This window comes from Phormidesmis sp. 146-33, from assembly GCF_052939515.1.
On sequence record NZ_JBJPHU010000109.1, the window covers coordinates 1 to 22653 of the forward strand.

General features: G+C 45.9%; 23 protein-coding genes and 1 pseudogene. 15 read left to right on the forward strand and 9 right to left on the reverse strand.

Annotation, left to right across the window (positions count from 1 at the left end):
* Positions 1–211 precede the first annotated feature (211 nt).
* A complete protein-coding gene (locus ACJ2PR_RS28480; RefSeq protein WP_446858364.1) occupies positions 212–583 on the reverse strand; it encodes a hypothetical protein in 372 nt (123 codons plus the stop codon).
* Positions 584–941: 358 nt separating this feature from the next.
* Here ACJ2PR_RS28480 and ACJ2PR_RS28485 point away from each other — a divergent pair, with 358 nt between their 5' ends.
* From ACJ2PR_RS28485 to ACJ2PR_RS28510, 6 genes are all read left to right on the forward strand, one after another.
* Positions 942–1106, forward strand: a complete 165-nt coding sequence (locus tag ACJ2PR_RS28485) for a hypothetical protein (RefSeq protein WP_446879504.1) — start codon at positions 942–944, stop codon at positions 1104–1106.
* Positions 1093–1425, forward strand: coding sequence for a nucleotidyltransferase family protein (locus ACJ2PR_RS28490; protein WP_446879505.1), 333 nt, complete (start codon positions 1093–1095; stop codon positions 1423–1425). Before ACJ2PR_RS28485 ends, ACJ2PR_RS28490 begins: the two co-directional genes overlap by 14 nt.
* 91 nt (positions 1426–1516) lie before the next feature.
* Positions 1517–1744, forward strand: a complete 228-nt coding sequence (locus tag ACJ2PR_RS28495; RefSeq protein WP_446879506.1) for a hypothetical protein — start codon at positions 1517–1519, stop codon at positions 1742–1744.
* On the forward strand, positions 1741–2019 hold the full coding sequence (locus ACJ2PR_RS28500) for a type II toxin-antitoxin system RelE/ParE family toxin (RefSeq protein WP_446879507.1): 279 nt from the start codon (positions 1741–1743) through the stop codon (positions 2017–2019). Before ACJ2PR_RS28495 ends, ACJ2PR_RS28500 begins: the two co-directional genes overlap by 4 nt.
* A 125-nt stretch (positions 2020–2144) precedes the next feature.
* Positions 2145–4364: a tellurite resistance TerB family protein gene (locus tag ACJ2PR_RS28505; protein ID WP_446879508.1), complete on the forward strand. Its 2220-nt coding sequence runs from the start codon at positions 2145–2147 to the stop codon at positions 4362–4364.
* Positions 4364–5674 carry an ATP-binding protein gene (locus ACJ2PR_RS28510; protein ID WP_446879509.1) on the forward strand — a complete coding sequence of 437 codons (1311 nt, stop codon included), beginning with the start codon at positions 4364–4366 and terminating at the stop codon, positions 5672–5674. The genes ACJ2PR_RS28505 and ACJ2PR_RS28510 overlap by 1 nt, the downstream gene beginning before the upstream one ends.
* Before the next feature lie 27 nt (positions 5675–5701).
* Here the strand turns inward: ACJ2PR_RS28510 and ACJ2PR_RS28515 are convergent, their stop codons facing one another.
* Both ACJ2PR_RS28515 and ACJ2PR_RS28520 read right to left on the reverse strand, forming a co-directional pair.
* Complete coding sequence (locus ACJ2PR_RS28515; RefSeq protein ID WP_446879510.1) at positions 5702–6007, reverse strand: helix-turn-helix domain-containing transcriptional regulator; 306 nt, start codon at positions 6005–6007, stop codon at positions 5702–5704.
* Positions 5991–6269 (reverse strand): annotated as a pseudogene (locus tag ACJ2PR_RS28520) (type II toxin-antitoxin system RelE/ParE family toxin); the annotation flags it as partial. The gene ACJ2PR_RS28515 and the pseudogene ACJ2PR_RS28520, both read right to left, overlap by 17 nt.
* 126 nt (positions 6270–6395) lie before the next feature.
* On the opposite strand from ACJ2PR_RS28520, the gene ACJ2PR_RS28525 reads away from it, so the two are divergent.
* Positions 6396–8594: a DEAD/DEAH box helicase gene (locus ACJ2PR_RS28525; RefSeq protein ID WP_446879511.1), complete on the forward strand. Its 2199-nt coding sequence runs from the start codon at positions 6396–6398 to the stop codon at positions 8592–8594.
* Here the strand turns inward: ACJ2PR_RS28525 and ACJ2PR_RS28530 are convergent.
* The gene (locus tag ACJ2PR_RS28530) at positions 8591–8746 is read right to left on the reverse strand and encodes a hypothetical protein (protein ID WP_446879512.1); all 156 of its coding nucleotides are present in this window, start codon (positions 8744–8746) and stop codon (positions 8591–8593) included. The two genes, ACJ2PR_RS28525 and ACJ2PR_RS28530, sit on opposite strands and share 4 nt — an antisense overlap.
* A 210-nt stretch (positions 8747–8956) precedes the next feature.
* Between ACJ2PR_RS28530 and ACJ2PR_RS28535 the strand changes: the two genes are divergently transcribed.
* The gene (locus ACJ2PR_RS28535) at positions 8957–9970 is read left to right on the forward strand and encodes a Rieske 2Fe-2S domain-containing protein (RefSeq protein ID WP_446879513.1); all 1014 of its coding nucleotides are present in this window, start codon (positions 8957–8959) and stop codon (positions 9968–9970) included.
* A 22-nt stretch (positions 9971–9992) separates the two neighbouring features.
* On the opposite strand, the gene ACJ2PR_RS28540 is transcribed toward ACJ2PR_RS28535, so the two are convergent.
* On the reverse strand, positions 9993–10709 hold the full coding sequence (locus ACJ2PR_RS28540) for a LuxR C-terminal-related transcriptional regulator (RefSeq protein ID WP_446879514.1): 717 nt from the start codon (positions 10707–10709) through the stop codon (positions 9993–9995).
* 95 nt (positions 10710–10804) lie between these two features.
* On the opposite strand from ACJ2PR_RS28540, the gene ACJ2PR_RS28545 reads away from it, so the two are divergent.
* The 4 genes from ACJ2PR_RS28545 to ACJ2PR_RS28560 all read left to right on the forward strand — a co-directional run bounded on the left by ACJ2PR_RS28545 (position 10805) and on the right by ACJ2PR_RS28560 (position 15806).
* On the forward strand, positions 10805–11476 hold the full coding sequence (locus ACJ2PR_RS28545; RefSeq protein ID WP_446879515.1) for a DJ-1/PfpI family protein: 672 nt from the start codon (positions 10805–10807) through the stop codon (positions 11474–11476).
* A 573-nt stretch (positions 11477–12049) separates the two neighbouring features.
* Positions 12050–13450, forward strand: coding sequence for a cytochrome P450 (locus ACJ2PR_RS28550; RefSeq protein ID WP_446879516.1), 1401 nt, complete (start codon positions 12050–12052; stop codon positions 13448–13450).
* A 685-nt stretch (positions 13451–14135) separates the two neighbouring features.
* The gene (locus tag ACJ2PR_RS28555; protein ID WP_446879517.1) at positions 14136–14846 is read left to right on the forward strand and encodes a DJ-1/PfpI family protein; all 711 of its coding nucleotides are present in this window, start codon (positions 14136–14138) and stop codon (positions 14844–14846) included.
* A 9-nt stretch (positions 14847–14855) separates the two neighbouring features.
* Positions 14856–15806 (forward strand): NAD-dependent epimerase/dehydratase family protein, encoded by a 951-nt coding sequence (locus ACJ2PR_RS28560; protein WP_446879518.1) that lies wholly within the window; start codon positions 14856–14858, stop codon positions 15804–15806.
* A gap of 181 nt (positions 15807–15987) precedes the next feature.
* Here ACJ2PR_RS28560 and ACJ2PR_RS28565 read toward each other — a convergent pair whose 3' ends face one another.
* The gene (locus tag ACJ2PR_RS28565) at positions 15988–16251 is read right to left on the reverse strand and encodes a hypothetical protein (protein ID WP_446879519.1); all 264 of its coding nucleotides are present in this window, start codon (positions 16249–16251) and stop codon (positions 15988–15990) included.
* A 580-nt stretch (positions 16252–16831) separates the two neighbouring features.
* Between ACJ2PR_RS28565 and ACJ2PR_RS28570 the strand changes: the two genes are divergently transcribed.
* A complete protein-coding gene (locus ACJ2PR_RS28570; RefSeq protein WP_446879521.1) occupies positions 16832–17017 on the forward strand; it encodes a hypothetical protein in 186 nt (61 codons plus the stop codon).
* 793 nt (positions 17018–17810) lie between these two features.
* Here the strand turns inward: ACJ2PR_RS28570 and ACJ2PR_RS28575 are convergent.
* From ACJ2PR_RS28575 to ACJ2PR_RS28585, 3 genes are all read right to left on the reverse strand, one after another.
* On the reverse strand, positions 17811–19388 hold the full coding sequence (locus tag ACJ2PR_RS28575; protein ID WP_446879522.1) for a glycosyltransferase family 39 protein: 1578 nt from the start codon (positions 19386–19388) through the stop codon (positions 17811–17813).
* A gap of 364 nt (positions 19389–19752) precedes the next feature.
* Positions 19753–19965 (reverse strand): hypothetical protein, encoded by a 213-nt coding sequence (locus ACJ2PR_RS28580; RefSeq protein WP_446858347.1) that lies wholly within the window; start codon positions 19963–19965, stop codon positions 19753–19755.
* Positions 19966–20087: 122 nt separating this feature from the next.
* A complete protein-coding gene (locus tag ACJ2PR_RS28585; protein ID WP_446879523.1) occupies positions 20088–21395 on the reverse strand; it encodes a hypothetical protein in 1308 nt (435 codons plus the stop codon).
* 301 nt (positions 21396–21696) lie between these two features.
* On the opposite strand from ACJ2PR_RS28585, the gene ACJ2PR_RS28590 reads away from it, so the two are divergent.
* The gene (locus ACJ2PR_RS28590; RefSeq protein WP_446879524.1) at positions 21697–21828 is read left to right on the forward strand and encodes a hypothetical protein; all 132 of its coding nucleotides are present in this window, start codon (positions 21697–21699) and stop codon (positions 21826–21828) included.
* Complete coding sequence (locus ACJ2PR_RS28595) at positions 21806–22414, forward strand: DUF1822 family protein (RefSeq protein ID WP_446879525.1); 609 nt, start codon at positions 21806–21808, stop codon at positions 22412–22414. The genes ACJ2PR_RS28590 and ACJ2PR_RS28595 overlap by 23 nt, the downstream gene beginning before the upstream one ends.
* The last annotated feature ends 239 nt before the right edge of the window (positions 22415–22653 follow it).

Consider the following 22653-nt stretch of genomic DNA (forward strand, 5'->3'; position numbering starts at 1 on the left):
GGGCTGAAGCCGACTAGAACGAAGTGAGTATAGACTTGTGTATACACCGTAGCTCGCGCCCATGTGTGAGAGGGGTTGGGGGTGAGGGGCGGATTCTCTGGCTAGAATGAATCAACCCTACCCTAGAATTGGGGGCTGGGAGAGCAGAAGCGCTGAACACCAAAGCGAAAAAACTTCATCGAATTGACGCTAACAAGACTCTCCCAAATTCCTACAGTTGAATGGTTGTTTTTTCGTGCAATTCCTCCAAGTGAATGAGTGAACCGTCACCCATGACAATGCTAAACTTCATCAAAGAGCGTTGAATTTGATAGGAAGACAACACCCGAATCATTTGATATTCCGTCGTCAAGTCGCTGGTGCCATCCCATTTGAGCAGGGCCAGTTTAGTCGATGCCAGTTCACTTAGTTGTGACAAAAATTCGTCAATGGAATCGATCACATCGGGGAGAACGCCAGAGGGTATAAAAATAAACCGCTCCTGCAAATCTAATGTGACCATAACTTGATACCGTCTGACCAATGAGCACTGCAACTCAAAGCCAAACGAAACCGAGTCAGGAAGATGTCTCCTAACTGCCATATTTTTGGTTCTCCTCTATTAGTACAAATGATGCAAAGAGGAGTGGAACGCTGACGGTTCAGACGCTCCACCAAACTGAGAAATGTATGCAGGATCTTGATTCCAGCCTTTCAAGATCCCAGCGCAAAGCTGACGGTGTACAATCATATCGCCTCTGAAGTTATTCGCCTTAACTTTAGATGGAAGTCCTCGGAGATCTGATGGCCTAATATCAGATTTCCGGGGCGCTACTCCACCTGCGAGATATTCTACAAGAGTTCTTCGATTTTTGGAATACTGAATTTTGAATGAGAGAAGTTCGTTATGTTTGAACAAACAGCAGCCAGAATAAACTCCTTAAAGCTCTGAGGATAATCACATGACTATTTCTACAATAGAATTGCCAATGGAAAAGATTGCTGAGTTTTGCGATCGTTGGCAAATAATCGAGTTTGCCCTCTTCGGTTCCATGTTGCGCGATGACAGCAATTCTCAGTTTGAAACACCCGTACTAAAAACTGGGTTTCCAGATGCAGATCGCTAACGAGAGAATGCGGTTTCAGGTACCTGAATTCTTAAAAAAAGCGAGTTCCTGTGAGAATTGTTCTCATACTGAGAATTGCTGGCGCGATGACTTCCGTCTTGACAGCGACATTGATGTGATGGTGCAGTTTCACCCAAAAGCTCACCCCACTTTTAGTAACCTAGACCAAATGGAAGCAGAGTTAAAGACTATCTTTCACAGAGATATCGATCTGATTACCCGTCAAGGTATTGAAACTAGTCGTAATTACTTGCGCCGCCACGAAATACTTTCCTCCGTTCAGGTGATTTATGCAACGGGATCTTCAATTCCTGCTTGATATGCTGCAATCAGCAAAGGAAAATGAGCGATATAATATTATTTATACAATTTCTCAAGCCGATGAACCTTGTAAATAATCACTTAACTCTATGAACACCTTCGACCAAGTGTTAGAAACCGCCTTAAACCTGACCGATGAGCAGCAGGAAATGTTGATTAAAATTCTGCAAAATCGCCATCACGAGAGCCGCCGTACAGAAATCGCTGTAGATGCCCAACAAACCTTGAATGATTTCCACGCAGGTAAATTTCAGCATCAGTCATCCGAGGGTGTCATTATAGCTTTGCGTCAGTCTTTACAAGAGCCAGAAGCATGAGGTCATTGGTTCTAACCCCCAAGTTCAAACGGGCATTTCGCAAGTTTGTAAAACGAAACACTGATATTCAACAACGTATCGAAAACACCCTTCAGCAGATGGAAGCGGATATATTCGCCCCAAGCTTAGGCACTCACAAACTAAGTGGCAAACTCGATGGTTTTCAGTCTTGCTCGTGTGGATATGATTGTCGCATTGTTTTCTCGATTGAGCAGAATGCAGATATTGAAGTCATTGTTCTGCTTGACATCGGAACTCATGACGAAGTTTATTAACATGACTTTGACGACATAACAGGGCAAGGAACTTCTATTCATTATTAGGTAGCTACTTATCTATATCTGTCGCATTCATCCAAGAATGGCGATAAACTGATCAAATCGTGACGTTCTAAAGCTCAATGGAATTTCGACCATATTGGGAACTGCTCGAAGAATTGGGCATCGATTTGCCAAACACCAACCCCAAAGAGACGCGCAAGCCAGCCGAAACGAAACGCCCTGGAGCCGCTCCCCGCGAACAAGTTCTGCAATATCTCGGCGGACTGATCGAAGACTGCACGATCGCGGGTCAAAAAGCCTGGATTCCCGCAGACAAAACGGTGCAGGTCGATCGCTATACAATTCCGGGGCTGGTGTATGTGGGCGATGGATTGATGAGTTTGCGAAGTTTTAACCAGACTGAGCCGTGTTTGATTCGCCCTAAACTCAAGGTGCAGTGTCCTTACCCCGACTATCAAGGGACACAGATGCCCTATTCGCCGTCTTACACCCAAATGAAGCCCGCCAGCCGAGCCGCCTATCTAGAATGGCTCTCAACGGGACGACGCAAGCCCAATGTGGCGATTAGCTATGTGTGGCTGTTTTTTTATGGGCTAGAACGGCGCGTGTTTCATGACTTTTTGGGATTAAAAACTAACGAATACCAAACAGAACTCAACCAAATCATTGCCGAAGTAGAACAGCTTGAGAAACTTTATGGCGATCGCAGCTATGGCATCAGTGGAACATTTGGTTACAAAGCGAATTCATTCTTGGATCTGTGTCGAGCAATGCGATCGCGTCCACTTTACGAGACAGTGAATCCATTGGAGGCGAGTCCTTTAGCAGTGCAGATTGCGTTAGGGCAACTATTGCAACAGGGGCAATCGATTCCCGCAGATTGGGCGATCGCCTGGTGGAGCCGTTTGGGTAAAAAACAATTGAAATTGGCAGCGACGCGCTGTTTTTCTGAGTTTCAGGCATTGTTTCGGGTGCGGTATGCTCAACATTATGGCGAGGGTTTGAAGTTCGATCCCAAAGTGAATTTGAAGCTGGAGTATCAGCCGATGAATCATTCATTTGGGCGATCGGTGCCGATTAATCTAGTTGGTTTGCCCGATGTGACTCAGTTTCCGGGCAAGCTTTCTCGCGTCGGCGATGTGGTTGAAAGCTGTACGATCGAGCTTGAACCTTTGAGCCGTTTTTTGGGGAGAAATCCCAACGATCGTAACAGTTCAGCAGCGATCGCACTTCTACCTTCTATACTGTTATCAACACATGGGGGAACGGTTGTTAAGAAGTTGCAGAAATGGTTAGAGAAGCAGTTTTTGGAATCACAAACGATTGTTATTTCAGGAAAAGAGTTATTCAAATATTGGTCAGGTGTGAATGCTGAAAAGCTGACGAAATCAGAAGCGATCGGGCTTTCTCATCTTTTAGAGCAGCTTGGCTACGGAGTAGAACCTGATCCGCGTTTTGGTGGAGCATTGCCGACAATCAAAAGTAACCTTGTGCTGTTTCAGTCTAGTGTGAACGCTGATTTATCACCTGAATACTTTGAAGCAACGCTGGCGGCACATTTAGCGACCCTTGCGGTAACTGCGAAGCAGAGCGCCATTCATCAAGAATCAGATATAGAACATAACTTAGAACCAACTTTACTCACATTCACAACGCTAAAAGTATCAGAGCAACAACGCTTAAATGCTCACTTACAATGGCTTCGTCAAGAAAAACTAACGCTAAAGAATCTAAAGACGCGAATCGATTCCATTACACTAGAACAGCGATCGCGGATTGCTAAATTTCTAGTCCAATTAGTCAATGGACAACCGACTCCTGAATTAGTACAACTGCTAGAGAAAGTTTATGATCTGTTGGGGCTTGAGGCTCAGAGCTTGTATCGTGAGATCCACGTTGCAAAGCAGTTCCCCCTTTGGGGTAATCGCACCACCCAGGAACCCGTCACCGTCCGCAATGCCGCACCCATACAAGGCTATCAAATTCCATTAGCACCCTCAGAATTTGCGCTCAACATGACGTTAGTGCAATCCAAACTGGCAGAGTCTCAAGAAGTCTCTAACCTGCTGGCAGAGATCTTTGTCGAAGAAACAGCAATTGCTCCTAAAACCATCGCAGGCTTAGACGCAGATCACACTGCTTTTTTACTAGCATTATCCAAGCAAACCTGTTGGCAGCGAGACGAATTAAATGTGATCGCTCTCCAATTTAATTTAATGCTAGATGGTGCCCTAGAAACAATCAATGAATTAGCCTTTGATCGCTGTGATGAACCTATTTTTGAAGGCGACGATCATATCGAAGTGAATGCAGACGTGTTACAAGAGTTATTGGCATAATGAATCCTCCAATCAAAGCAAAAGATCGCGATACGATCATCCAATCACTCCAAGCGGGAGTCGTGCCTCGTCGGGGACAACATCTGATTCAAGTCGGGCGCGTTGACGAAACAAAAGCAGTGATTCGAGATCTCGATCGCATTGCCGAAGGGGGATCAGCGATTCGATTTGTGATTGGCGAATATGGTTCTGGTAAAACGTTTTTCTTATCACTGGTGAGATCGATTGCGCTAGAAAAAAAACTCGTCACTGCTCATGCAGATCTAACGCCCGATCGACGCTTACACGCCACATCAGGACAGGCTCGATCGCTCTACGCAGAACTCATGCAAAACCTCGCCACTCGCACCAAACCTGAAGGCGGCGCACTCCCCAGCATTGTCGAACGATTTGTCACCTCAGCCGTGAGTGAAGGGCGCGATCGTACAGTCGATCCAGAAGTCGTGATTCGCGAACGATTAGCGCATTTGTCAGAGATGGTCGGCGGCTACGATTTTGCCGAAGTGATAGCGGCTTACTGGCGCGGTCATGACACTGGTAATGAAACTCTCAAATCAGATGCTATTCGCTGGCTGCGCGGAGAATATACCACTCGAACGGATGCGAGACATGCTCTGGGAGTGAGAACGATCGTCGATGATGCCAACATTTACGAACAGCTAAAACTCTTTACTCAACTAGTGCGATTAGCGGGATATTCAGGCTTTTTGATTAGTCTCGACGAACTGGTTAACTTGTATAAATTAGCCAACACTCAAGCCCGAAAAAGTAACTATGAACAAATCCTACGCATCTTAAATGACAGTCTGCAAGGAGCAGCGATCGGTTTAGGATTTATGTTAGGCGGCACCCCTGATTTTTTAATGGATACTCGACGAGGGTTATATAGTTATCCTGCGTTGCAGTCTCGTCTAGCAGAAAACACATTTGCGGTGAATGGATTAGTCGATTTCAGCAATCCTGTGTTGCGGTTGGGCAATCTCAGCCCTGAAGATTTGTTTGTTTTATTGAGTAAAATTCGTCATGTCTTTGCATCGGGCGATTCTAATCAATCTCTCTTACCGGATGAAGGGATTCAAGCGTTTATGGCTCATTGTTCAAGACGCATTGGTGACGCTTATTTTCGTACTCCTCGCAACACGATCAAAGCCTTTATTGATCTGCTCTCAGTTCTCGATCAAAATAAACAAATCACGTGGACAGATCTCATTTCTCAAGTAAATATTAATTCTGAAGAAAATCCCGATTTGCTCTCCTCAGAACGCTTCGACACTCCTGACGATGACGATTTAGCGTCTTTTCGACTTTAGAAAATATTTCAAAGTTTGATGCGTGAATTAAGCAGCCTTCTCCTTAGGCGAAACAGAAAGCTTAAACCCCAGTTCATCTAACATCTTAGTCAACATAGAAACATCTAATTGAGCTTGTTGAGATAAAACTGAATGAGCCATTTCATGATTTGCAGATTGTTGTGACTCCTTGAAGGCAGAAAATTGAGCTTCTGCAACATTCTTTAGAGCCAAACTTAGCTCCTCAGAAGTTCCATCTTCTAAAACAGCGTCTAAATAAGCGGCTGCTTCTTGTGGATCTTTGAGAGACTCAATTAAATAAGAGTGATAGCTTCTATTAGTCGGCATTTTCACGTTGTTTGAAGTCAATCCAGAACTGTTTAGCTTGCTCGATATCCTTGTCTTGAGTGCTTTTGTCTCCACCACATAGTAGCAAAACAATCAGCGTTCCAACTTGGGCAAAGTACAGTCGATAACCGGGCCCGTAGTCAATTCTAAGCTCAAAAACCCCTTCTCCAACAAATTTATAATCTCCTAAGTTTCCCAACATAACTCGGTCTAGTCGCTTTCTGATCTTTGCTCTAGTCTCTCGACTTCGTAAAGAATCTAACCAAGAGGAGAAAGGAGCTTCTCCCTATTCGGTTTCGTAAATCTGAAGCTCCCGTGGCTCTGACTGCATCCCTTTTGCCCCTCTTGCAGTCCAAATATTTTACACTCAAGCTAACACAATGCGACCTTGACCATGACCTCTAATTCTAATCATTCATCTTCAGGATTTCATCAACTGCACGATCGCGTCCAGCGCTGGATCTGGCAACAAAATTGGACGGAATTGCGGGACATTCAAGAACAAGCGATCGCTCCCATTCTCTCTGGCAAACTGGATGTGATCATTTCAGCGACTACCGCAGGTGGAAAAACCGAAGCTGCATTTTTGCCGATCTTCTCTCAACTCGTCAATAATCGTTCTTGTTCCCTCAATGTTCTTTATATCAGTCCGCTTAAAGCGTTAATCAATGATCAATATCGACGCTTGTCAGAGTTGGGAGAGTTATTAGAAATTTCGATTCATCCGTGGCATGGTGATATTGAAGCGGGACGTAAACAAAAGATCCTTCAGCAGCCGTCTGGAATTGTTTTAATCACACCAGAATCTTTGGAGGCGTTATTTGTTCGGCAGGGATATCGACTGAGAGAAACCTTTAATGCCCTGAACTATATTGTGATTGATGAATTACATTCGTTTATTGGCAATGAGCGAGGCAAACAACTACAAAGTTTATTACATCGAGTTGAATTAATTGTCGATAAAAAGATCCCTCGAATTGGATTAAGCGCAACGCTGGGAGACATGACGCTGGCAGCAGATTTTTTACGTCCCGATAATGGTAATTCAGTATTTTTAATTCACTCATCAGATGCGGGACAAGCACTTAAGATTCAAATACGTGGATATCAGAAAGCTGCCTTTTATCTGCAATTTGATGAATCCGAAGGAAAAAGCGCTAACGACGAATGGGAGATCACAGATCATCTATTCAAAGTGCTCAGGGGAACGAATAATCTAATTTTCATCAACGGTCGATCGCAGGTTGAGGCCTACGCCGATCGACTCCGCCGCTTATGCGAAGATCATCGCGTTCCCAATGAGTTTTTACCGCATCATGGCAGCCTTTCTAAAGACCTGCGCGAGACGGCAGAACAGGCGCTCAGAGGGGAACACCCCGCCAACGTAGTCTGTACCACGACGCTCGAAATGGGAATTGATATTGGGGCGATGACCTCGATCGCTCAAATTGGCGCACCCTTCTCTGTGACCAGCACTCGCCAACGACTGGGACGATCGGGCCGACGTGAAGGCGATCCAGCCATTTTGCGCTGCTATATTTCAGAACCCGAAGTCACTTCTACAACGTCTATACAAGACTCACTTCATCCTCAGTTAGTGCAAACGATCGCGATTCTCAATTTGTTGCTACAAGGCTGGTGCGAACCGCCTATGATTCAAAAACTGCATCTCTCGACGCTAATTCAACAACTCCTGTCGCTAATTGCAGAATACGGGGGTGTGAAAGCCGATCGAGCCTGGAAAATCTTGTGCCAAACAGGTGCGTTTAATCGCGTCAATTCATCCATGTTTATTCACCTCTTGCGATGTTTGGGCGCACAAGATCTCATTCAACAAAGTCAAGACGGAATGCTAATTCTTGGTCTGACGGGCGAACGGCTGGTCAATCATTACACCTTCTACACTGCCTTCCATACGCCAGAGGAATATCGCATTGTCACCACAGGTCAAACGCTTGGCACTTTACCAATTAACTATCCACTAGTTGAAGGTCAATTTTTAATTTTTGCAGGACAGCGCTGGTGCATTTTGTCGGTGGATCTCGATCGCAAAGTGATTAATGTTGAAGCCGCCTCCGCAGGTCGAGCGCCCGCCTTTAGCGGCAACGGGGGTTGGATTCACGATCGCGTCCGCCAAGAAATGTATACCCTTTATTGTTCTGATGACGTGCCGATTTTCTTAGATGCGATCGCTCGTGATTTGCTCATTGAAGCGAGAGAAAACTTTATTCAATACAACTTCGATCAGAGTTCAATTTTGCTCAATGGTCGGCAGGTGCTTCTATTTCCCTGGAGTGGTGATATTGTCATGAATACAATTTTGGTGCAGTTGCAAGCCAGAGGGTTATCGGTGAGTCGAGATGCGATCGCGATCATTGTCGAAGGTCTGCCTCCTAAAGATGTCAGAAAACATTTGCGATTCATTGCCAGCAAGCCTTTAGATGCAACAAAACTGGCTGCTACAGTGAAGAATGTCATGTTAGAGAAGCACGATCGTTTTCTCAGCGAAGACCTTCTCTATGAAAACTACGCCTCTGGTTATTTAGACATTCCAGGGGCACAAAAAGCAATTAAACAAATGATGTCTCACTAGTCAAACGAGATGAAAGAGAGCCGCAGAGGTAGAGAATTTTGATACGGCGGCTCCCTAGACGCTTGCAAGGTTTGGAGATGAGGGCAAATCATTCCTCCATTCGGCAACGCCAAAAATTCTTCATCTTTTAGTCGATAGACTGCATAAACCATTAATGGAATTACCCACCAAGTCAATAGACGTTGTTAAGCTCTATATTACTAGATTCGTAGTATTGATAGAACGAGTGAGGCAGAAATAATCAGTCGATTTGGGATTGAATACTGGCAAGATGAAAAATTAGAAAAAAATCAAAGTTTCCTACTATGGAGTGAGCTATCACGTCCAGTTCTTTACGAAAATTAGCCAAACTTGAGACAATTATGACAATGCTAGAAGGGAGTCCGTGGCTATTGGCTCATCGATCGATGTTAAAGCCCAATCAGCCGATGAAAATTTCGCTATACGGTAACGATTATGTTCTGTGGCAGGATCATAATGGAACCATCACGGCTTTGCCTAATGCTTGCCCACACATGGGCGCAATGCTCTCTGAAGGCTGGTGTGTGCCTCATTTAGACGGCAGCAGCGCAATCGCGTGTCCCTTTCATGCGTTGGAATTTGGCTCAACCGGATGCACGGTTTTACCCGGATCAAACAACCCTACAAAGTCGCTGCTAAAGCCGTTAGAGCTAATTATTCAAGGTGACTTTGTTTGGTCGTATGGAGGGGTCGAGCCAAAAATTTCGATCCCAACTATTTTGAATGAATTTGCGGCTGAGTATGACTTTATTGGCTTTATTGGCGATTGCAGCGTTAAAACGAACTTACTGGCGATGCTGCTAATCATGCACGACTACAATCACCAAAACGGAACACATCGCGCGTTCTTTGAAATTGAAGAAGTGCAGTTCAAAAAATTCATTGACCAGGGATTACATTCCTATGCTTACTATGACACACCCAGAGCCAAAAACAAGTTTCGAGATATTCTGAAAAACCCGGCTGTCTTAGTGCTGCCAAAAGTCATGAACATTCATGTAGAAAACTTTTTCCCTGCGATCGTCATTCTGCACGAAGACTCCTCGATCGGAACGGTGAAGCAATGTCATCTATTTGTACCTGAATCTGAAACACAGATTCGCACTTATGTTCTAATGTTTGGAAAAGCCAAGCATCCGATCGCAAACTTGGCAAAACACCCTATTCTAAAATTGGTCGAGACTGCTGTTAAACAAGATGCTGAAATGTTAGGCAAACTCTACAACGATGCGCCCAAACGGATCAAGCTCAATAACGAAGTGGGTATGGATTGGGTGAAACGAAATTTTGAAAACTTTCCAGCGATTAGCGCACGCAACTCTGAAGGAACCGTTGAGCCAAATCTATCCCAATAAGATATCTCAATAAGAAAAGTTGTTATTTGTTAGTCTCCGCAATCTTGTGTGGGGATCTTCCTGTCAAGATCAGTGCCACCATTTCTGCACGAGACGAAACCTTGAGCTTACGAAACATTCGCTTCAGAGCTTGCTTTACCGTGTTCTCACTAATCCAAAGTTCACGACCAATTTCTGCGTTTGTTTGCCCTAAAGCGACCTGTTCGGCAATCTGTAGCTCACGCGATGTCAATCTAGCGCTTTGCAAGAACTGATTCTGCGATGTGCTGTTAGAGTTACTTTGCGATCGCCTGGATGTAACCCAGACCGATAAATGGAGGCAGATCGCACTAAGATCAGCAAGATTCTGGGTTGTAAAGGCGGGCATTGACTTCTCACGAGTGCAACCCACAGCCCCGACCAGTTGATTGCGATCGATAATCGGCCCAGCCATCACATGCCAATGATCGGGGCGAGGACAGATTAGTTTCCAAGCTTTGGGCGAGGTGACCAAGGCTTCATGAACGGGCGCATGATGATCGACTAGATAACGCGCCACAGGGTTATGTTCAATTGAGAGGGCAATGTCTAGAATGTTCTGAAGCTTGCGATCGAGGTGATGCAATTGGTCAAAGAAAAAGATTCCTCGTTTTGTTGCGGCAAAATACTCCCCAATGTGAGGGACGAGTTGCGATCGCAAATCTTGTTCATCTTCAACTTGATGAATCAGTTCAAACAAAAGCTTCAAGGAATGGGTCATGAGCAAAGTGTACCCGATCGAGGTCTAGGCGAGGTTGGTTGCCACTTCTAGTATAAGGATAGATTTAATTGCAATCGCCAGCAGGAAATGAACTCATGACTGACTCACAACAATACATCATTGGTTTGGTCTTTTACCCCGGCATGACAGCACTCGACATTATCGGGCCGCAATCCGTATTTGCTGCTCTGCCAGGTATCCAAATCCACCGCATCTGGAAAACACTAGACCCAATTCAAACAGATGATGGCATGATAATTGTCCCCGATACCACCTTTGAAACTTGCCCACCTTTAGATGTGATTTGTGTCGGTGGCGGACTCCAACAGGCGGCGGTTGTAGATGATCCAGAGGTGCTTGACTTCTTTCGACAACAAGGGAGCCGGGCAAAATTTGTGACTTCTGTATGTTCTGGGTCTGAGTTTCTCGCGAAGGCAGGACTGCTGCAAGGGTATCGAGCGGCCACTCACTGGTTGTTTCGCGAACCCCTAGCACGATTGGGCGTTGAAGTTGGAACCGAGCGAGTCGTGATTGACCGAAATCGCATGACAGGGGGTGGCGTAACGGCAGGCATTGATTTTGGTCTAGTGATTGCTGAAATGCTTTGTGGTGAGGAAGCCGCCAAGATTGCCCAACTGTTGATCGAGTACGATCCTGCCCCGCCATTCGATGTGGGTTCTCCAGAGAAAGCAGGTGCGGATTTGGTGAATAAAGCGATCGCACATGCGACTCAAGTTTTCAATCTACCCGTCAGTCAGGGAGTTTGAGATGACCACTTCAGGCATCGACCCCTTGCGGGTAACTCGAAGAGATCGCAATATTGCAGCTACAAACTGGATAAAACTTGGCTTTTACGCGACTTCCATCCTCTTCAATATCTGCTTGATGGCTCAAGTACTATAGCAATCCTAAATGAGTCATGAACAGATTTTTGTCGCTCCGTTCCAGTTCGCTTCGCCCCCTAAATCCCGTGTCTTTGATCTTGTGGATTGATCTTGTGGAGCGGGTCATACACTGCGCCTTTCTCACCTAAAGTTCAGCGTCTCACTGTCAGTTTACCTATACTGCTGGGAATCCAATTTTGCAGCATTCCTCTCAAAACGCCGTTGCACCTGGAAGTGATTCATCCGCTGGTTGGATTCATGTTATTCTATGTATCTTCAACGCTTGTTCATGAGGTAGGGCGCGGTTTATCCTGTAGCCACGATCAGCCGCAACAGCAGGCTTGAAAGTCTACTAGCGACCCATGATAACGTTGCCGAAAAGAGCAGCCCTGACTATCATTCACCCAGGTTAAAACTCTGGCGGGAAGCACGATTATTGCACAGGAGATTGAAGTCATGCAAATCTCGAATCGAGAGGAGATCCAGTCGAAGCAACTCCCGCGCGTGAGCAGTCCACCCTGGTTGCAACTCGTCAATTGGATCGCCGATCCGCTGGGATGCCAGGACAGATACAGCCGCAAGTATGGCGATATGTTTATCATGCAACCGGGCAAATTTCGATCGGCTGTCGTGATTGGCAATCCTCAAGCGATTCAGGAGATTTTTAGCCAGGATGCCAAGTTTGATGTCGGTCGGGCTAATGAACTAGCAGAACCACTACTGGGACGAAATTCGTTGATTTTGCTTGATAGCGATCGACATCAGCGCGAACGCAGATTGTTAATGCCCCCCTTTCATGGAGAACGGCTCCAGACTTATGCAAAGCAGATCTGTCAGATTACAGAACAGTTTGCGAGTCAGTGGAAAGTGGGTCAATCGTTTATCGCACGGACTGCGATGCAGCAGATTAGTCTAGAGGTGATTTTGCAGGTCGTTTTTGGCTTGAGCGAAGGTGGTTCCCACGGAGTTGCGCCCTGTGCTAATCGCTATCAACAACTCAAACCACTGCTGACCGAGTGGATCGATATGACCGATTCGCCGCTGCGATCGAGCCTATTGTTTTTTAAGTTTTTACAACGAGACTGGGGATTGTGGTCGCCTTGGGGACGAATGAAGCAGCGCCAGCGCCAGATTCACAACTTGCTTCAAGCAGAAATTGAGGAAAGAAGAACGCAGGGGACGGAGACGCGAACCGATGTTTTGAGCTTACTCATGGCAGCGCGAGATGAAAATGGGCAAGCAATGACGGATGAGGAATTAAGAGATGAACTGCTGACGATTTTGTTTGCGGGACATGAAACGACAGCAACCACGATCGCGTGGGCGTTTTATCAAATTCATCAACGAGTAGAGGTGCGTGAAAGATTGCTTCAGGAACTAGATGGGTTAGGGGAATCAGCCCCAATGAATTTAGCTCAACTTCCCTACCTGACTGCTGTTTGTCAAGAGACTCTGCGGATGTATCCAGTTCTACCGATGCTGTTTCCCCGTATTGCTAAATCACCTGTGACGATCGCAGGATATTCATTTGATGCAGAGACAACTTTCATGGCAACAATCTACCTGGTGCATTACCGGGAGGACTTGTATCCGAATGCTCAACAGTTTAAGCCAGAACGGTTTCTTAATCGCCAGTATTCTGCGTCTGAATATTTTCCGTTTGGAGGCGGCAGTCGGCGATGTTTAGGATTTGCCTTAGCTCAGTTAGAAATGAAGCTAGTTCTAGCAACGATTTTGTCTAAATACAAACTTGCTTTAGCGGAGGATAAACCTGTTAAACTACAACGCCGTGGGTTTACGCTGGCTCCAAAGGGTGGAGTTCGGATGGTGATGACTGGAAACCGCCACGTTGATTGATATCTGTTCTACTTGAGTTGTGAGACTTCGGTGGTTAGTAGTTAGTTGTAAGTCGGTGGCTAAGAACGAATTGCTAAGGAATGAGAATTGAATGATACCGAATTTTGTAGGGTGTGTTGAGCAATAGAGAAACGCACCACTAACGGTTGCAATCAGTGCATCTCGCGAGCCCCGATCCTTCATTTTGTTCCAGAGCAAGCTTGAACGGACTGATAAAGGCTACAGGTTTTCTCTCACAGCTATGAATCGGCTCTACCTTTTTAAGCTGCCGTGTACACACAAGTCGATCGGTCTGTCATTGCTAAGATCCTTCGCCCCCTAAATCCCCCAAAAATGGGGGACTTTGAGCCGTCGTCCTGGCTTTGAACTTTGGAAATCTTTCCTTGGTCAAAGTCCCCCAGACTGGGGGATTTAGGGGGCTGAAGCCGACTGAAACGAAGCGACAACGACTTGTGTGTACACGGTAGACCTTTTTAAGGGGGGCTAGAGGGGATCTAACGGCTTGGAACCGACTAAAAATAATCATTTGCAATCTACTGATCCTCTACTGACCTGTGGGTGCTAAAAGCAAAGTGATATGCAGGTCGAAACAATTGTCGCAAAGCACAACTCTGGCACTGCTGCATAAACAACTTCTAGAAAGTCCCACTACTTTACAGGAATCACCATTCATCCGAGGTCAATGATGTTTCAGCCACAAACTCCCCCGGTTCGGATCGGCATGATGTTGTTTCCAAGTTTCAGTGAGTTAGAGTTCATGGCTCCTTACGGAATCTTTTCGCACCTGCCAAACACTCAAATCTATCGACTCGCACCCACGCTCGATCCGGTTTACTCTGACTCTGGATTTCCGCTGGTTCCGAATACATCCTTTGAAAAAGCGCCTGATTTAGATGTATTGTTTGTTCCGGGTGGTTTGGGGGTCACGGCCAAACTAGAAGATGCAGAATTTCTCCGGTTCTTGAGGGTACAAGGTGAACGCGCTCGTTATATCACCTCAATCGGTAGCGGATCGCTGCTGCTGGGTGCTGCTGGGTTGCTGAAAGGATATCGCGCCACAACGGATTGGTTCTCCCTAGAATTGCTAAAACTGCTTGGCGTAGAGCCTGTCTCAGAACGCATTGTCGTAGATTGTAATCGCATTACCGGAAGTAGTATTCTGGATGGACTTGCTTTGGGAAACGCGATCGCAACTGAACTATTTGGAAGCGCGATCGTACAAGAAACTCAGCTACGACTAGACTACAATCCATCTCAGTTAACAGATGATTGTCTAGAATCTGTCTCTTCGGAAGTATTAGCCAGAGTCCGGGCTGAACAGCATACCCTTTCGAGGGCAAGGTTACAGATTATTCGGCGCAGTCCTTCTATCGTACAAAATATAGTTCAGAAATAAGGTGGCAAAATGCACATTATCTTTGGCACAGGGCCAGCAGGCACGACACTTGCTAAATTCCTACATGCGCGCGGCAAACAGGTGCGGTGCATCAATCGCAGTGGCAAAGCGGCGGTTCCATCAGGAGTTGAGGTTGTAGCGGGTGATGTGCTGAATGTAGAGCAAGTACGACTCGCTTTGACGACAGCTTCCGAAGGATCGGACTGTGCTGAAACAACCGTTGTCTATCATTGTGCGAATGTTCCCTATCCTCAGCAAGTCGAGTTGATTCCCCGCTTTCAAGCCAACATTATCGACGGTGCAGCCCGTGTGAATGCGAAGCTGATTGTGCTAGACACACTGTATGGATACGGTGAAGCCCACGGGCAGCCCATGACAGAAGCAACTCCCTATGCTGCTACAACGCGCAAGGGTCGGATGCGGGCTGAGGTTGCCCAGAAGTATTTAGCAGCGCATCAAGCCGGAACGGTGAGGGTAGCGCTGGGTCGCTCGGCTGACTTCTTTGGTTCGCGTGTCCTTAATTCTGCTTTGGGCGATCGTGTCTTTCCTGCGGTGTTTGCAAATAAGCCTGTGCAGTTGCTCGGTAATCTTGACCTCCCGCATAGCTACACCTATATTGAGGACGTGGCGCGGGGATTAGCAACGTTAGGTGAGCGCTCCGAAGCGCTGGGTCATGTCTGGTTGCTGCCCGTTGTTGCGCCGCCTGTGACGCAGCGGGAAATGGTGCAGTTGATTGCTAAAGAAGTTGGGCACCCAGTTCGTATCCAGCGATTGCCGAAACTCGCAATTCAGGCAATAGGGCTATTTGACGCAAATCTACGCGAGTTTGTTGAAATGTTCTATCAATACACTGAGCCACAGATTGTGGTATCAAGCAAGTTTGAGCAGGCTTTCGGATGGTCTGCGACACCGCTCAATGTTGCAATTCGAGCCACTCTGGACTGGTATCGTCAGCAGTAAGCGACCAGCGCAAGTTGTACAAGAGGTACAAATACGAGAGAGCCTAATACAGCATCAAATAGGTTTGCATCTGAGTTTGGAAGTCGAGAAATTTATATCAGTACTGCGAACGTTGTTAATTCAGTTTAGTGCTGTTCTAACGTAAAGTACGCTAAATTTCTATGTTTGAGGTTGAGATGAATTAGAAGACGTTGTTCTGATCGTTTTGGTCGAGCTTCCAGAGTTGCTCCAAGGTTTCAGCTTGTTTGCGTAATTGTCGAGAACGGTGGTTTCGGTAGAGTGCGATAGAAGACACAAGTAGCACAGGAACAACAATCAGGCTGTAAGACACGCTGATGAGTGGCTGCTCGATCCGAGAGACCGAACGAGCATATGCGGTGTGAATCGCGGTCTCATACTGAGAAGGAAAGTTGGAGATTTGAGCACAGTACGTTACTTTCATCATTGATTACATCGAAATTGCAACACTCTTCTACTTATTCAATGGGTGCTTCAATACGTTGATTATGCAGAAGAAACTCAACCATGATTAACCCTATTTACAGGACGTTTACCAACCTCGATCGCAGCTTTCACAATTGGGGCTTTCAGGGCGGCACTACTCGAAATGTTGGAGAGCAATCCTACTGTACTATCCGCTGACTAAATGCGGCAGCTTCAATGAATGCGATCGCGCTTGATCTGCTTCTTGCCAAACAGGTAAGCGATCGCTGCATAAATAGCTTACAGAATTCCCCACTAATTAATTGGAGCAGCCTTGTAGATTACTCCCGCAAACTGTTCCACAGAACCTATAACTATCCTTTTTGAGGGGTGAGAATTCAATGTTAGCGGTTGGTTGTAAGTTAATGGCTAAGAACGAATCACTAAAAACCTGCTACTTCAAAAGTTTCTTACAACTGATTTAGGACGTACTTAACCAAGAAATGCTGATGGGCTGCATGAGTCCCTTAGTCCCTTAATACGCTGAAGAACTTCGGGGCAAGATGTGAACGCCATCAGACACCACTCATTGAAGATATGCAATGAATAATGAACGGATGGGTTTCTTATACAAGCTCTACTGCCTGGGCTGGAGAAATGGTTCGCTAAACTGTTTACCGACACTGCAACATCGGTTATTCAGCATTTTTTTGTACTACCGTCAAGGTTTTGCAGAAGGGACTGGATGGCGACAGAATCAACGGCAAGAAGGCTGTAAAAAGCAGTGAGAGAATTTTTTGGTATAGCTATCAACTTGGAGCAGAGCAATGGTAGATAGAATACAGTCAGACCAAACAAATGCGTCTCCTCAACCTTATAAATATTTCAATCATAGCTGTAGCAGCCCTAAATCAGCGTCAGTTCGACAACGTTTTCCCACTTCGGTGTCTTGTCCTCCTGTTTCCTACCCCCCTAGCTCTGGCGGACTTTCAGATCAGATTTGCGGTTGTAAAGTCTCTCACTCATGGAAGATCTAGGGAGCAACCTGGGCTAACAACCGCGGAGAGAGATTTCATCGAATTCATGTTGAGTCAGCCGTGAGAATCTTGAAATAGCGGTTCTTAGTAATTCATTCTTAGCTATTAACTTAACGTCAGTTCGCTGAACGCTTCGCTTCGCTTTTAGATCCAGGAACGCCCCCTAAATCCCGACGAGTGAGGGACTTTGATCAGAATTCCTCTCTTAAAGTCCCCAAAATTGGCAGCTTGGAGGGCAGGAGCCGTGAACAACGAAGCGGAAAAACTCTCATCGAATTCACGTTAACTTACAGCCAATCACTAACTCCAACCACTAACCTCCAAACTCCCACAACTCCTAATCAGGACTGTCGTCACACACACATTGGACACCTTCGCATTTGAGGACAAAGAACGTCTCAACCCCGATTTGATGCTGATCATGTAGTGCTTTTCCATTCACGTTAACAATCCCAAAGTAAGTCAGCGATCGCTGAACCAAAGACGATCGCTGACCGATTTGTACTATTTGGGGTGATGCAGTAAGCTCGATGGCGATACAGAGCTAGGTTGGACGTTTGAAGTAGAATTTGAAATCAGACCAAATCGTTTGCAACGGCTGCTTGATGCCTCGACATAAGTAGATCGGCAAATCGCTTTTAATCCCTACAATCTTTTCGTGCGTCACCGTCGCAACCTGTTCTACTGAATCAAATCGTTGTTTCAAGAAGCTTAAATTACCTCCGACACTGATCACAAGCTTGCCAGAGTAGTTTCTCGATCCCCAAAAATAGTAGCCTGTATGCCCACTGATTGCTTTCGGCAGATTGTAGTTCTGTCCCCAAAAATCGATCGCTCCCGCATCCCCATACCGCCAAGCTAAGAGGGCACACTCAGACCGCTCACTAGGCGAGAGACGATCGTATACCGCTGCAACAGTCGCCACCGTATCTTCCCAACCCAGCATGGCTCTAAAGTGCCAGGGCGCTTGTTCTGCCTGATTCTTAGAATCTCTCGCTAATGTGGGCGGTCGATAAATCGCATTGGAGTAACTGATCAGCGTTTCGATCGGCAAAATGGGCAACCCGATCGGCGCTAAGATAATTCCCCCAGCGATTAAAAGGCAGAACAGAGCAGATTTGAAATATCTACGATGCTGGAAGGCTTGCTCAAACACAATGGCTCCCGCAGCAAGAAACACAGGGTAAATCGGCAGCAAATAGTAGTAGCGAGCTTCAAAGAATAGAAACAGTCCAAGAATGATAACAAACGTCCATCCGAATGCTCGATACTTTCTTCCACTGCTGGTAAATAGATAGTAGTAGAGTCCTGCTAACCAAACTGGCAATGCTACAGGATTCATTAAAATAAACTGTTGTAAGAATAGGTCGAGCGTGGATTGAAGGAATGGTTTCTTCTCGTATAGATTAGACTCCCGCTGATGCTCCAGGAAAGCCCAACCGTGCTGGCTCTGCCAAATTACCGTTGGTAAACAAATCGCGATCGCCAGGGCAACTCCCAGCCAAAGCCATCGGTTAAATAGAAGCTTTCGAGCCGGGGTGAGCAAGAAGCCAATCAGCAGGCTAACGGCAAAGAAGGCAATAGAAAATTTGTTCATCAGTCCAATGCCGACGACTAATCCAGCGACTAGCCAGAGTTTGGGGGCTTCATACTTCAAAATCAAAATGGCTAGATAAGCGCAAAGCATCCATAGCAACGGCTCAAACGCATTCATCGTCAGAATAGTTTGCAGAAATAGATATCCAGGTGCAAGGATGACCGCGATCGCAGCCAAACATTGTGCAAATCTTCCGCCGCCCAGTTCGCGCACAATGACTCCGGTTAAGAAAACCGTTAGTGATCCCGCGATTGCAGGAAATAGGCGAATCGCAAATAGGGAATCGCCCAGCAACCCACGGCTGATATTTGCAATCACAGCAATCAGTGGAGGAAATTCGGCAAAGCCCCAATCCAAGTGTTCTCCCGCAGCAATGTAGTAAAGCTCGTCCGAGAAATAGCCATAGCGTCCATTTGTTAGAAAATGGAGCAGCAATTTCAAAGCAGCTAAACAACCTAGGAGGGCAAAGTCACTGCTGAGAAATCGTGTAGACGGATTAAACTGAGCCGATAGTCTTTCAAACATAATGGGGCTTGTTTGGTGTTGTTGCAAAGATTTTAGCGGCGAATGGGCAAGCTGATTCTTTAGTTTCGCCATCATTGCAGCTTCACCCCAATCAGACAATGCCTTTTGAATCTTACCAGCCTCATTGATTTCAAAAACACTAAGGAGATTTCTACAAAGAAGTTACCAACCTTGGGAAGCCCCCTAAATCCCCCAATTCTGGGGGACTTTGACTTTCAGAACTCTCGATGGAGACAGCCGGGAAATTTATTAAAGGAAATCTCCTAAGTTCCTCAGCGGTGATAGAGCAACCGTTTTTGGTAACCTGCATCGCCCATTTGACGGCTGCCTCATTCCTCACAAAGAAGCTACTGTCTTTCGACCGTTATATCTTTTCAAAAAAGTCGGATATTATCTTGAAAAACTGCTGAGAATTCCTATGTACTGGTCTTGGAGGGTGTGCGATCGGAGCGTGAATAACGACATCTTCAGCAAAAATCTCTAACCAGCCTTCTGCATTCATCGCTGCCATGCTGTCAAAGTAAATTGTGAGCAAGGACGAAATTTCTTCTGTTGACACCTTATCTTCCGTTGACATCTTGGTTTCCTCTTCTCTTGTAGTTTAGTAGCGAACCGATCTCTGCGAAAGCACCCACATTAACGGAGAGGTCGCAGAACAAGCAAAAATTTTAGTCTTGCTGGGGGCTAGTAGAGAGCGTGCTACGAAGTTGCCCCGTAAGCAGGAATCCCTTGCGCTAGACACAAACTTGTGACGGATTCGGTGACTGTTTTATTAGAGGCACAAAACACAGCTTGCGGTCTGAATTCTTCAATTGTTTGAGCAGTCAGTTGGCTCATATTGGGACTGCCATACAGCCCGGTGTCATACATTCTCAGATAAGGGTGCCTCGATATGACTGACCAAACCTGATTGCCATAGGTTTCTTGAAGGTCGCTGCCAATCCACAGCAAACAAAGCTTATAACCTCTGCTTGCAATGTGGGGCAGGACAGATATAATTTCCGCTCCAGTCGCGATCACAAGCACCCAGGAGTAGGCATGGATTGAAAACATGAACCCAGGCGGTTTTACTCTCCGAATCCACACATACTCAGGAAGGTTTCTCTTATGGACGTGATCAAACGCACTTGTTGCCCAGTTCCTGGTTGCTCTGATGATTAACTCAGCTTTTAATTCGCGGGTTTGCTGATCGAAATACAGTCTAGCGATCGAGAATGAATGCCATTCAATTAAATTTAGGCTAACTTGAGTAAATGCTTCAATATTAGCCCTTCCAGGAACAGTCAACATTAACACATCTGGAGAGGGGCAGTGCGCTTTGAAGCAACCACAACGCTGTACGTTAACCCAAGGCAGAGCTACACTAATGACCATGAATGTCGTCATCAGAACTATCGGATCAACCAGAACAGCTTTTAGAGTGGGTACTTGCCCTGGATTAATAATAGAAAAATGCAGCAATATCACATGCAGAGTCAGAACGAGCAGACTGAGCCAACCTAGATAACGATGATTTTTCTCAAATGAGGTGTGGAATCTGTGACGGAACGGGGGAGTTGCTGTGACGATGATACTGAGCAAGAGAATCAGTAGCGGGAAAGATGTCGTAACCAATACAACACGATTCAAATCGTTGAGGTGTTGTAATACATCGATTAAAAACCACACAAATCCCCAACTAGCAGATGCCGCGTGAACCCCTTTCATATGATGAACACTGGCATTGATATGATATTTCCCGAATGGAACCCTTTTAGAAACGGCAACCGCTAATCGATAAAGACAGTGCAAAACTAGTTCATTTTGGACTAGGGTGGCAAGCAAAAGGTTAGCAATGCCAAAGGTTCCTGAGAGATAGGGCAATTTGTTGGTGCTGTAGAACCCGATCAAGAGTGTTACATTCATCGCTGAAACGATCGCCCACCAGAATTGATACATCTCCAATTGTTGTCTAATTAGCCATTGATCAGTTCTTCTTGTTCTGGCATCAGAAAGACTTGACTGCATGAGGATACCTCTGCCTGTGAAACTCAACAAGACACTTCTAATGGTCTAGTGGGTGCCTTCATAAACTCTTTATGCAGATCATCCAGAAGCTCTGGCAAAGTCAATCTGTTTAAGAAAATGAATGATTCCCTGGAGAAGCCCCGTATCTGTTAAAGAGGCTTGTTGAAACGATCGCAACATCACCCAGCAAAATTGCATAATCCTCTGCCTTCAGCACCCATCTATCAGTAGAGCACTATCACGTAGACCGAGTGTTACAAAGCAAACAGTAGTAATCATGGCATTCACCCTTAACGATTTAATGGCTATTTCCCCGCATCAGTTATGGTTAGAGCTACCTGAACAAAAGCAGGAACATACCTGGCATGGTGTCACCCAATCACCGTACTCAAATGCTGCTGCACGCTGGAATGGCTATCTCAACACGCTTTAATTGCTTGCTGGCTTGCTTTCAAGAGGAAATTAATCCTGCGTTGCAATCCGGCTCGAATGGGTCGGTTTGGGAATTCGTCAATGGGGCTGTTCTGACGGTTGGTGAAACTCGGATTGTCCTGATTCCGGATGATCAAAGCAATGTCTCTGAATTTTGTATTCCTCAAGAATGGGTGGATATTGCAAACTGGGCAGCAGACTACTATGTGGCTGTGCAACTCAATTTAGAAGCGTGTTGGTTACGGGTATCGGGATATGTGACCCATCGGCAAATCCGCGATCGCGCCAGATATGAAGTCACCAATCGAACCTACTGTCTGGATGTTGAAGAGTTAATCGTAGACTTAAATGTAATGTGGGTCGCTCAAGAACTGTGTCCCCCTCAGAAGCCAGAAGTTCAAGCATTGCCCAGTTCTCCACTGAGTCAAGTTGAACCCCTACTTGATAAACTGAATCATGCAACCGCTTACTCCCCTCGTTTGAGTGTGCCGTTCTTAGAGTGGGCAACAATCCTCGCATCAGACGACTATCGCCACTCCCTGTACCTTCGTCGAACCGAAAAGCAGTCTCAATCGATCGGAAGTTAACCCTTAGCAGGCGTGAGATTTAGTGTCATCAGCGATCGCAATCACTCGCCACCACATTCTACGACTGGTTAATTGTAATTGACTCAGTGCTTTCTTCTCAGGATCGTGCAAACACGTCAGGATTGAGTTGCTCACACTGCTGAAGAAATTCTTTAAATCTTTAAACTATCCCTACTATACTTACCTCAGATCTTGCACCATTCTCAATAGTCCCAGCGGATAGGCTTGAGGATAATTTC

Coding starts and splice junctions, on each gene's coding strand:
- ACJ2PR_RS28485 (WP_446879504.1), top strand. CDS start 942: ATGACTATTTCTACAATAGAATTGCCAATGGAAAAGATTGCTGAGTTT.
- ACJ2PR_RS28595 (WP_446879525.1), top strand. CDS start 21,806: ATGGCTATCTCAACACGCTTTAATTGCTTGCTGGCTTGCTTTCAAGAG.
- ACJ2PR_RS28590 (WP_446879524.1), top strand. CDS start 21,697: ATGGCTATTTCCCCGCATCAGTTATGGTTAGAGCTACCTGAACAAAAG.
- ACJ2PR_RS28545 (WP_446879515.1), top strand. CDS start 10,805: ATGACTGACTCACAACAATACATCATTGGTTTGGTCTTTTACCCCGGC.
- ACJ2PR_RS28530 (WP_446879512.1), bottom strand. CDS start 8,746: ATGGTTTATGCAGTCTATCGACTAAAAGATGAAGAATTTTTGGCGTTG.
- ACJ2PR_RS28505 (WP_446879508.1), top strand. CDS start 2,145: ATGGAATTTCGACCATATTGGGAACTGCTCGAAGAATTGGGCATCGAT.
- ACJ2PR_RS28575 (WP_446879522.1), bottom strand. CDS start 19,388: ATGTTTGAAAGACTATCGGCTCAGTTTAATCCGTCTACACGATTTCTC.
- ACJ2PR_RS28535 (WP_446879513.1), top strand. CDS start 8,957: ATGACAATGCTAGAAGGGAGTCCGTGGCTATTGGCTCATCGATCGATG.
- ACJ2PR_RS28525 (WP_446879511.1), top strand. CDS start 6,396: ATGACCTCTAATTCTAATCATTCATCTTCAGGATTTCATCAACTGCAC.
- ACJ2PR_RS28555 (WP_446879517.1), top strand. CDS start 14,136: ATGTTTCAGCCACAAACTCCCCCGGTTCGGATCGGCATGATGTTGTTT.
- ACJ2PR_RS28565 (WP_446879519.1), bottom strand. CDS start 16,251: ATGATGAAAGTAACGTACTGTGCTCAAATCTCCAACTTTCCTTCTCAG.
- ACJ2PR_RS28560 (WP_446879518.1), top strand. CDS start 14,856: ATGCACATTATCTTTGGCACAGGGCCAGCAGGCACGACACTTGCTAAA.
- ACJ2PR_RS28510 (WP_446879509.1), top strand. CDS start 4,364: ATGAATCCTCCAATCAAAGCAAAAGATCGCGATACGATCATCCAATCA.
- ACJ2PR_RS28550 (WP_446879516.1), top strand. CDS start 12,050: ATGCAAATCTCGAATCGAGAGGAGATCCAGTCGAAGCAACTCCCGCGC.
- ACJ2PR_RS28580 (WP_446858347.1), bottom strand. CDS start 19,965: ATGTCAACGGAAGATAAGGTGTCAACAGAAGAAATTTCGTCCTTGCTC.
- ACJ2PR_RS28480 (WP_446858364.1), bottom strand. CDS start 583: ATGGCAGTTAGGAGACATCTTCCTGACTCGGTTTCGTTTGGCTTTGAG.
- ACJ2PR_RS28495 (WP_446879506.1), top strand. CDS start 1,517: ATGAACACCTTCGACCAAGTGTTAGAAACCGCCTTAAACCTGACCGAT.
- ACJ2PR_RS28500 (WP_446879507.1), top strand. CDS start 1,741: ATGAGGTCATTGGTTCTAACCCCCAAGTTCAAACGGGCATTTCGCAAG.
- ACJ2PR_RS28585 (WP_446879523.1), bottom strand. CDS start 21,395: ATGCAGTCAAGTCTTTCTGATGCCAGAACAAGAAGAACTGATCAATGG.
- ACJ2PR_RS28540 (WP_446879514.1), bottom strand. CDS start 10,709: ATGACCCATTCCTTGAAGCTTTTGTTTGAACTGATTCATCAAGTTGAA.
- ACJ2PR_RS28570 (WP_446879521.1), top strand. CDS start 16,832: ATGAATAATGAACGGATGGGTTTCTTATACAAGCTCTACTGCCTGGGC.
- ACJ2PR_RS28490 (WP_446879505.1), top strand. CDS start 1,093: ATGCAGATCGCTAACGAGAGAATGCGGTTTCAGGTACCTGAATTCTTA.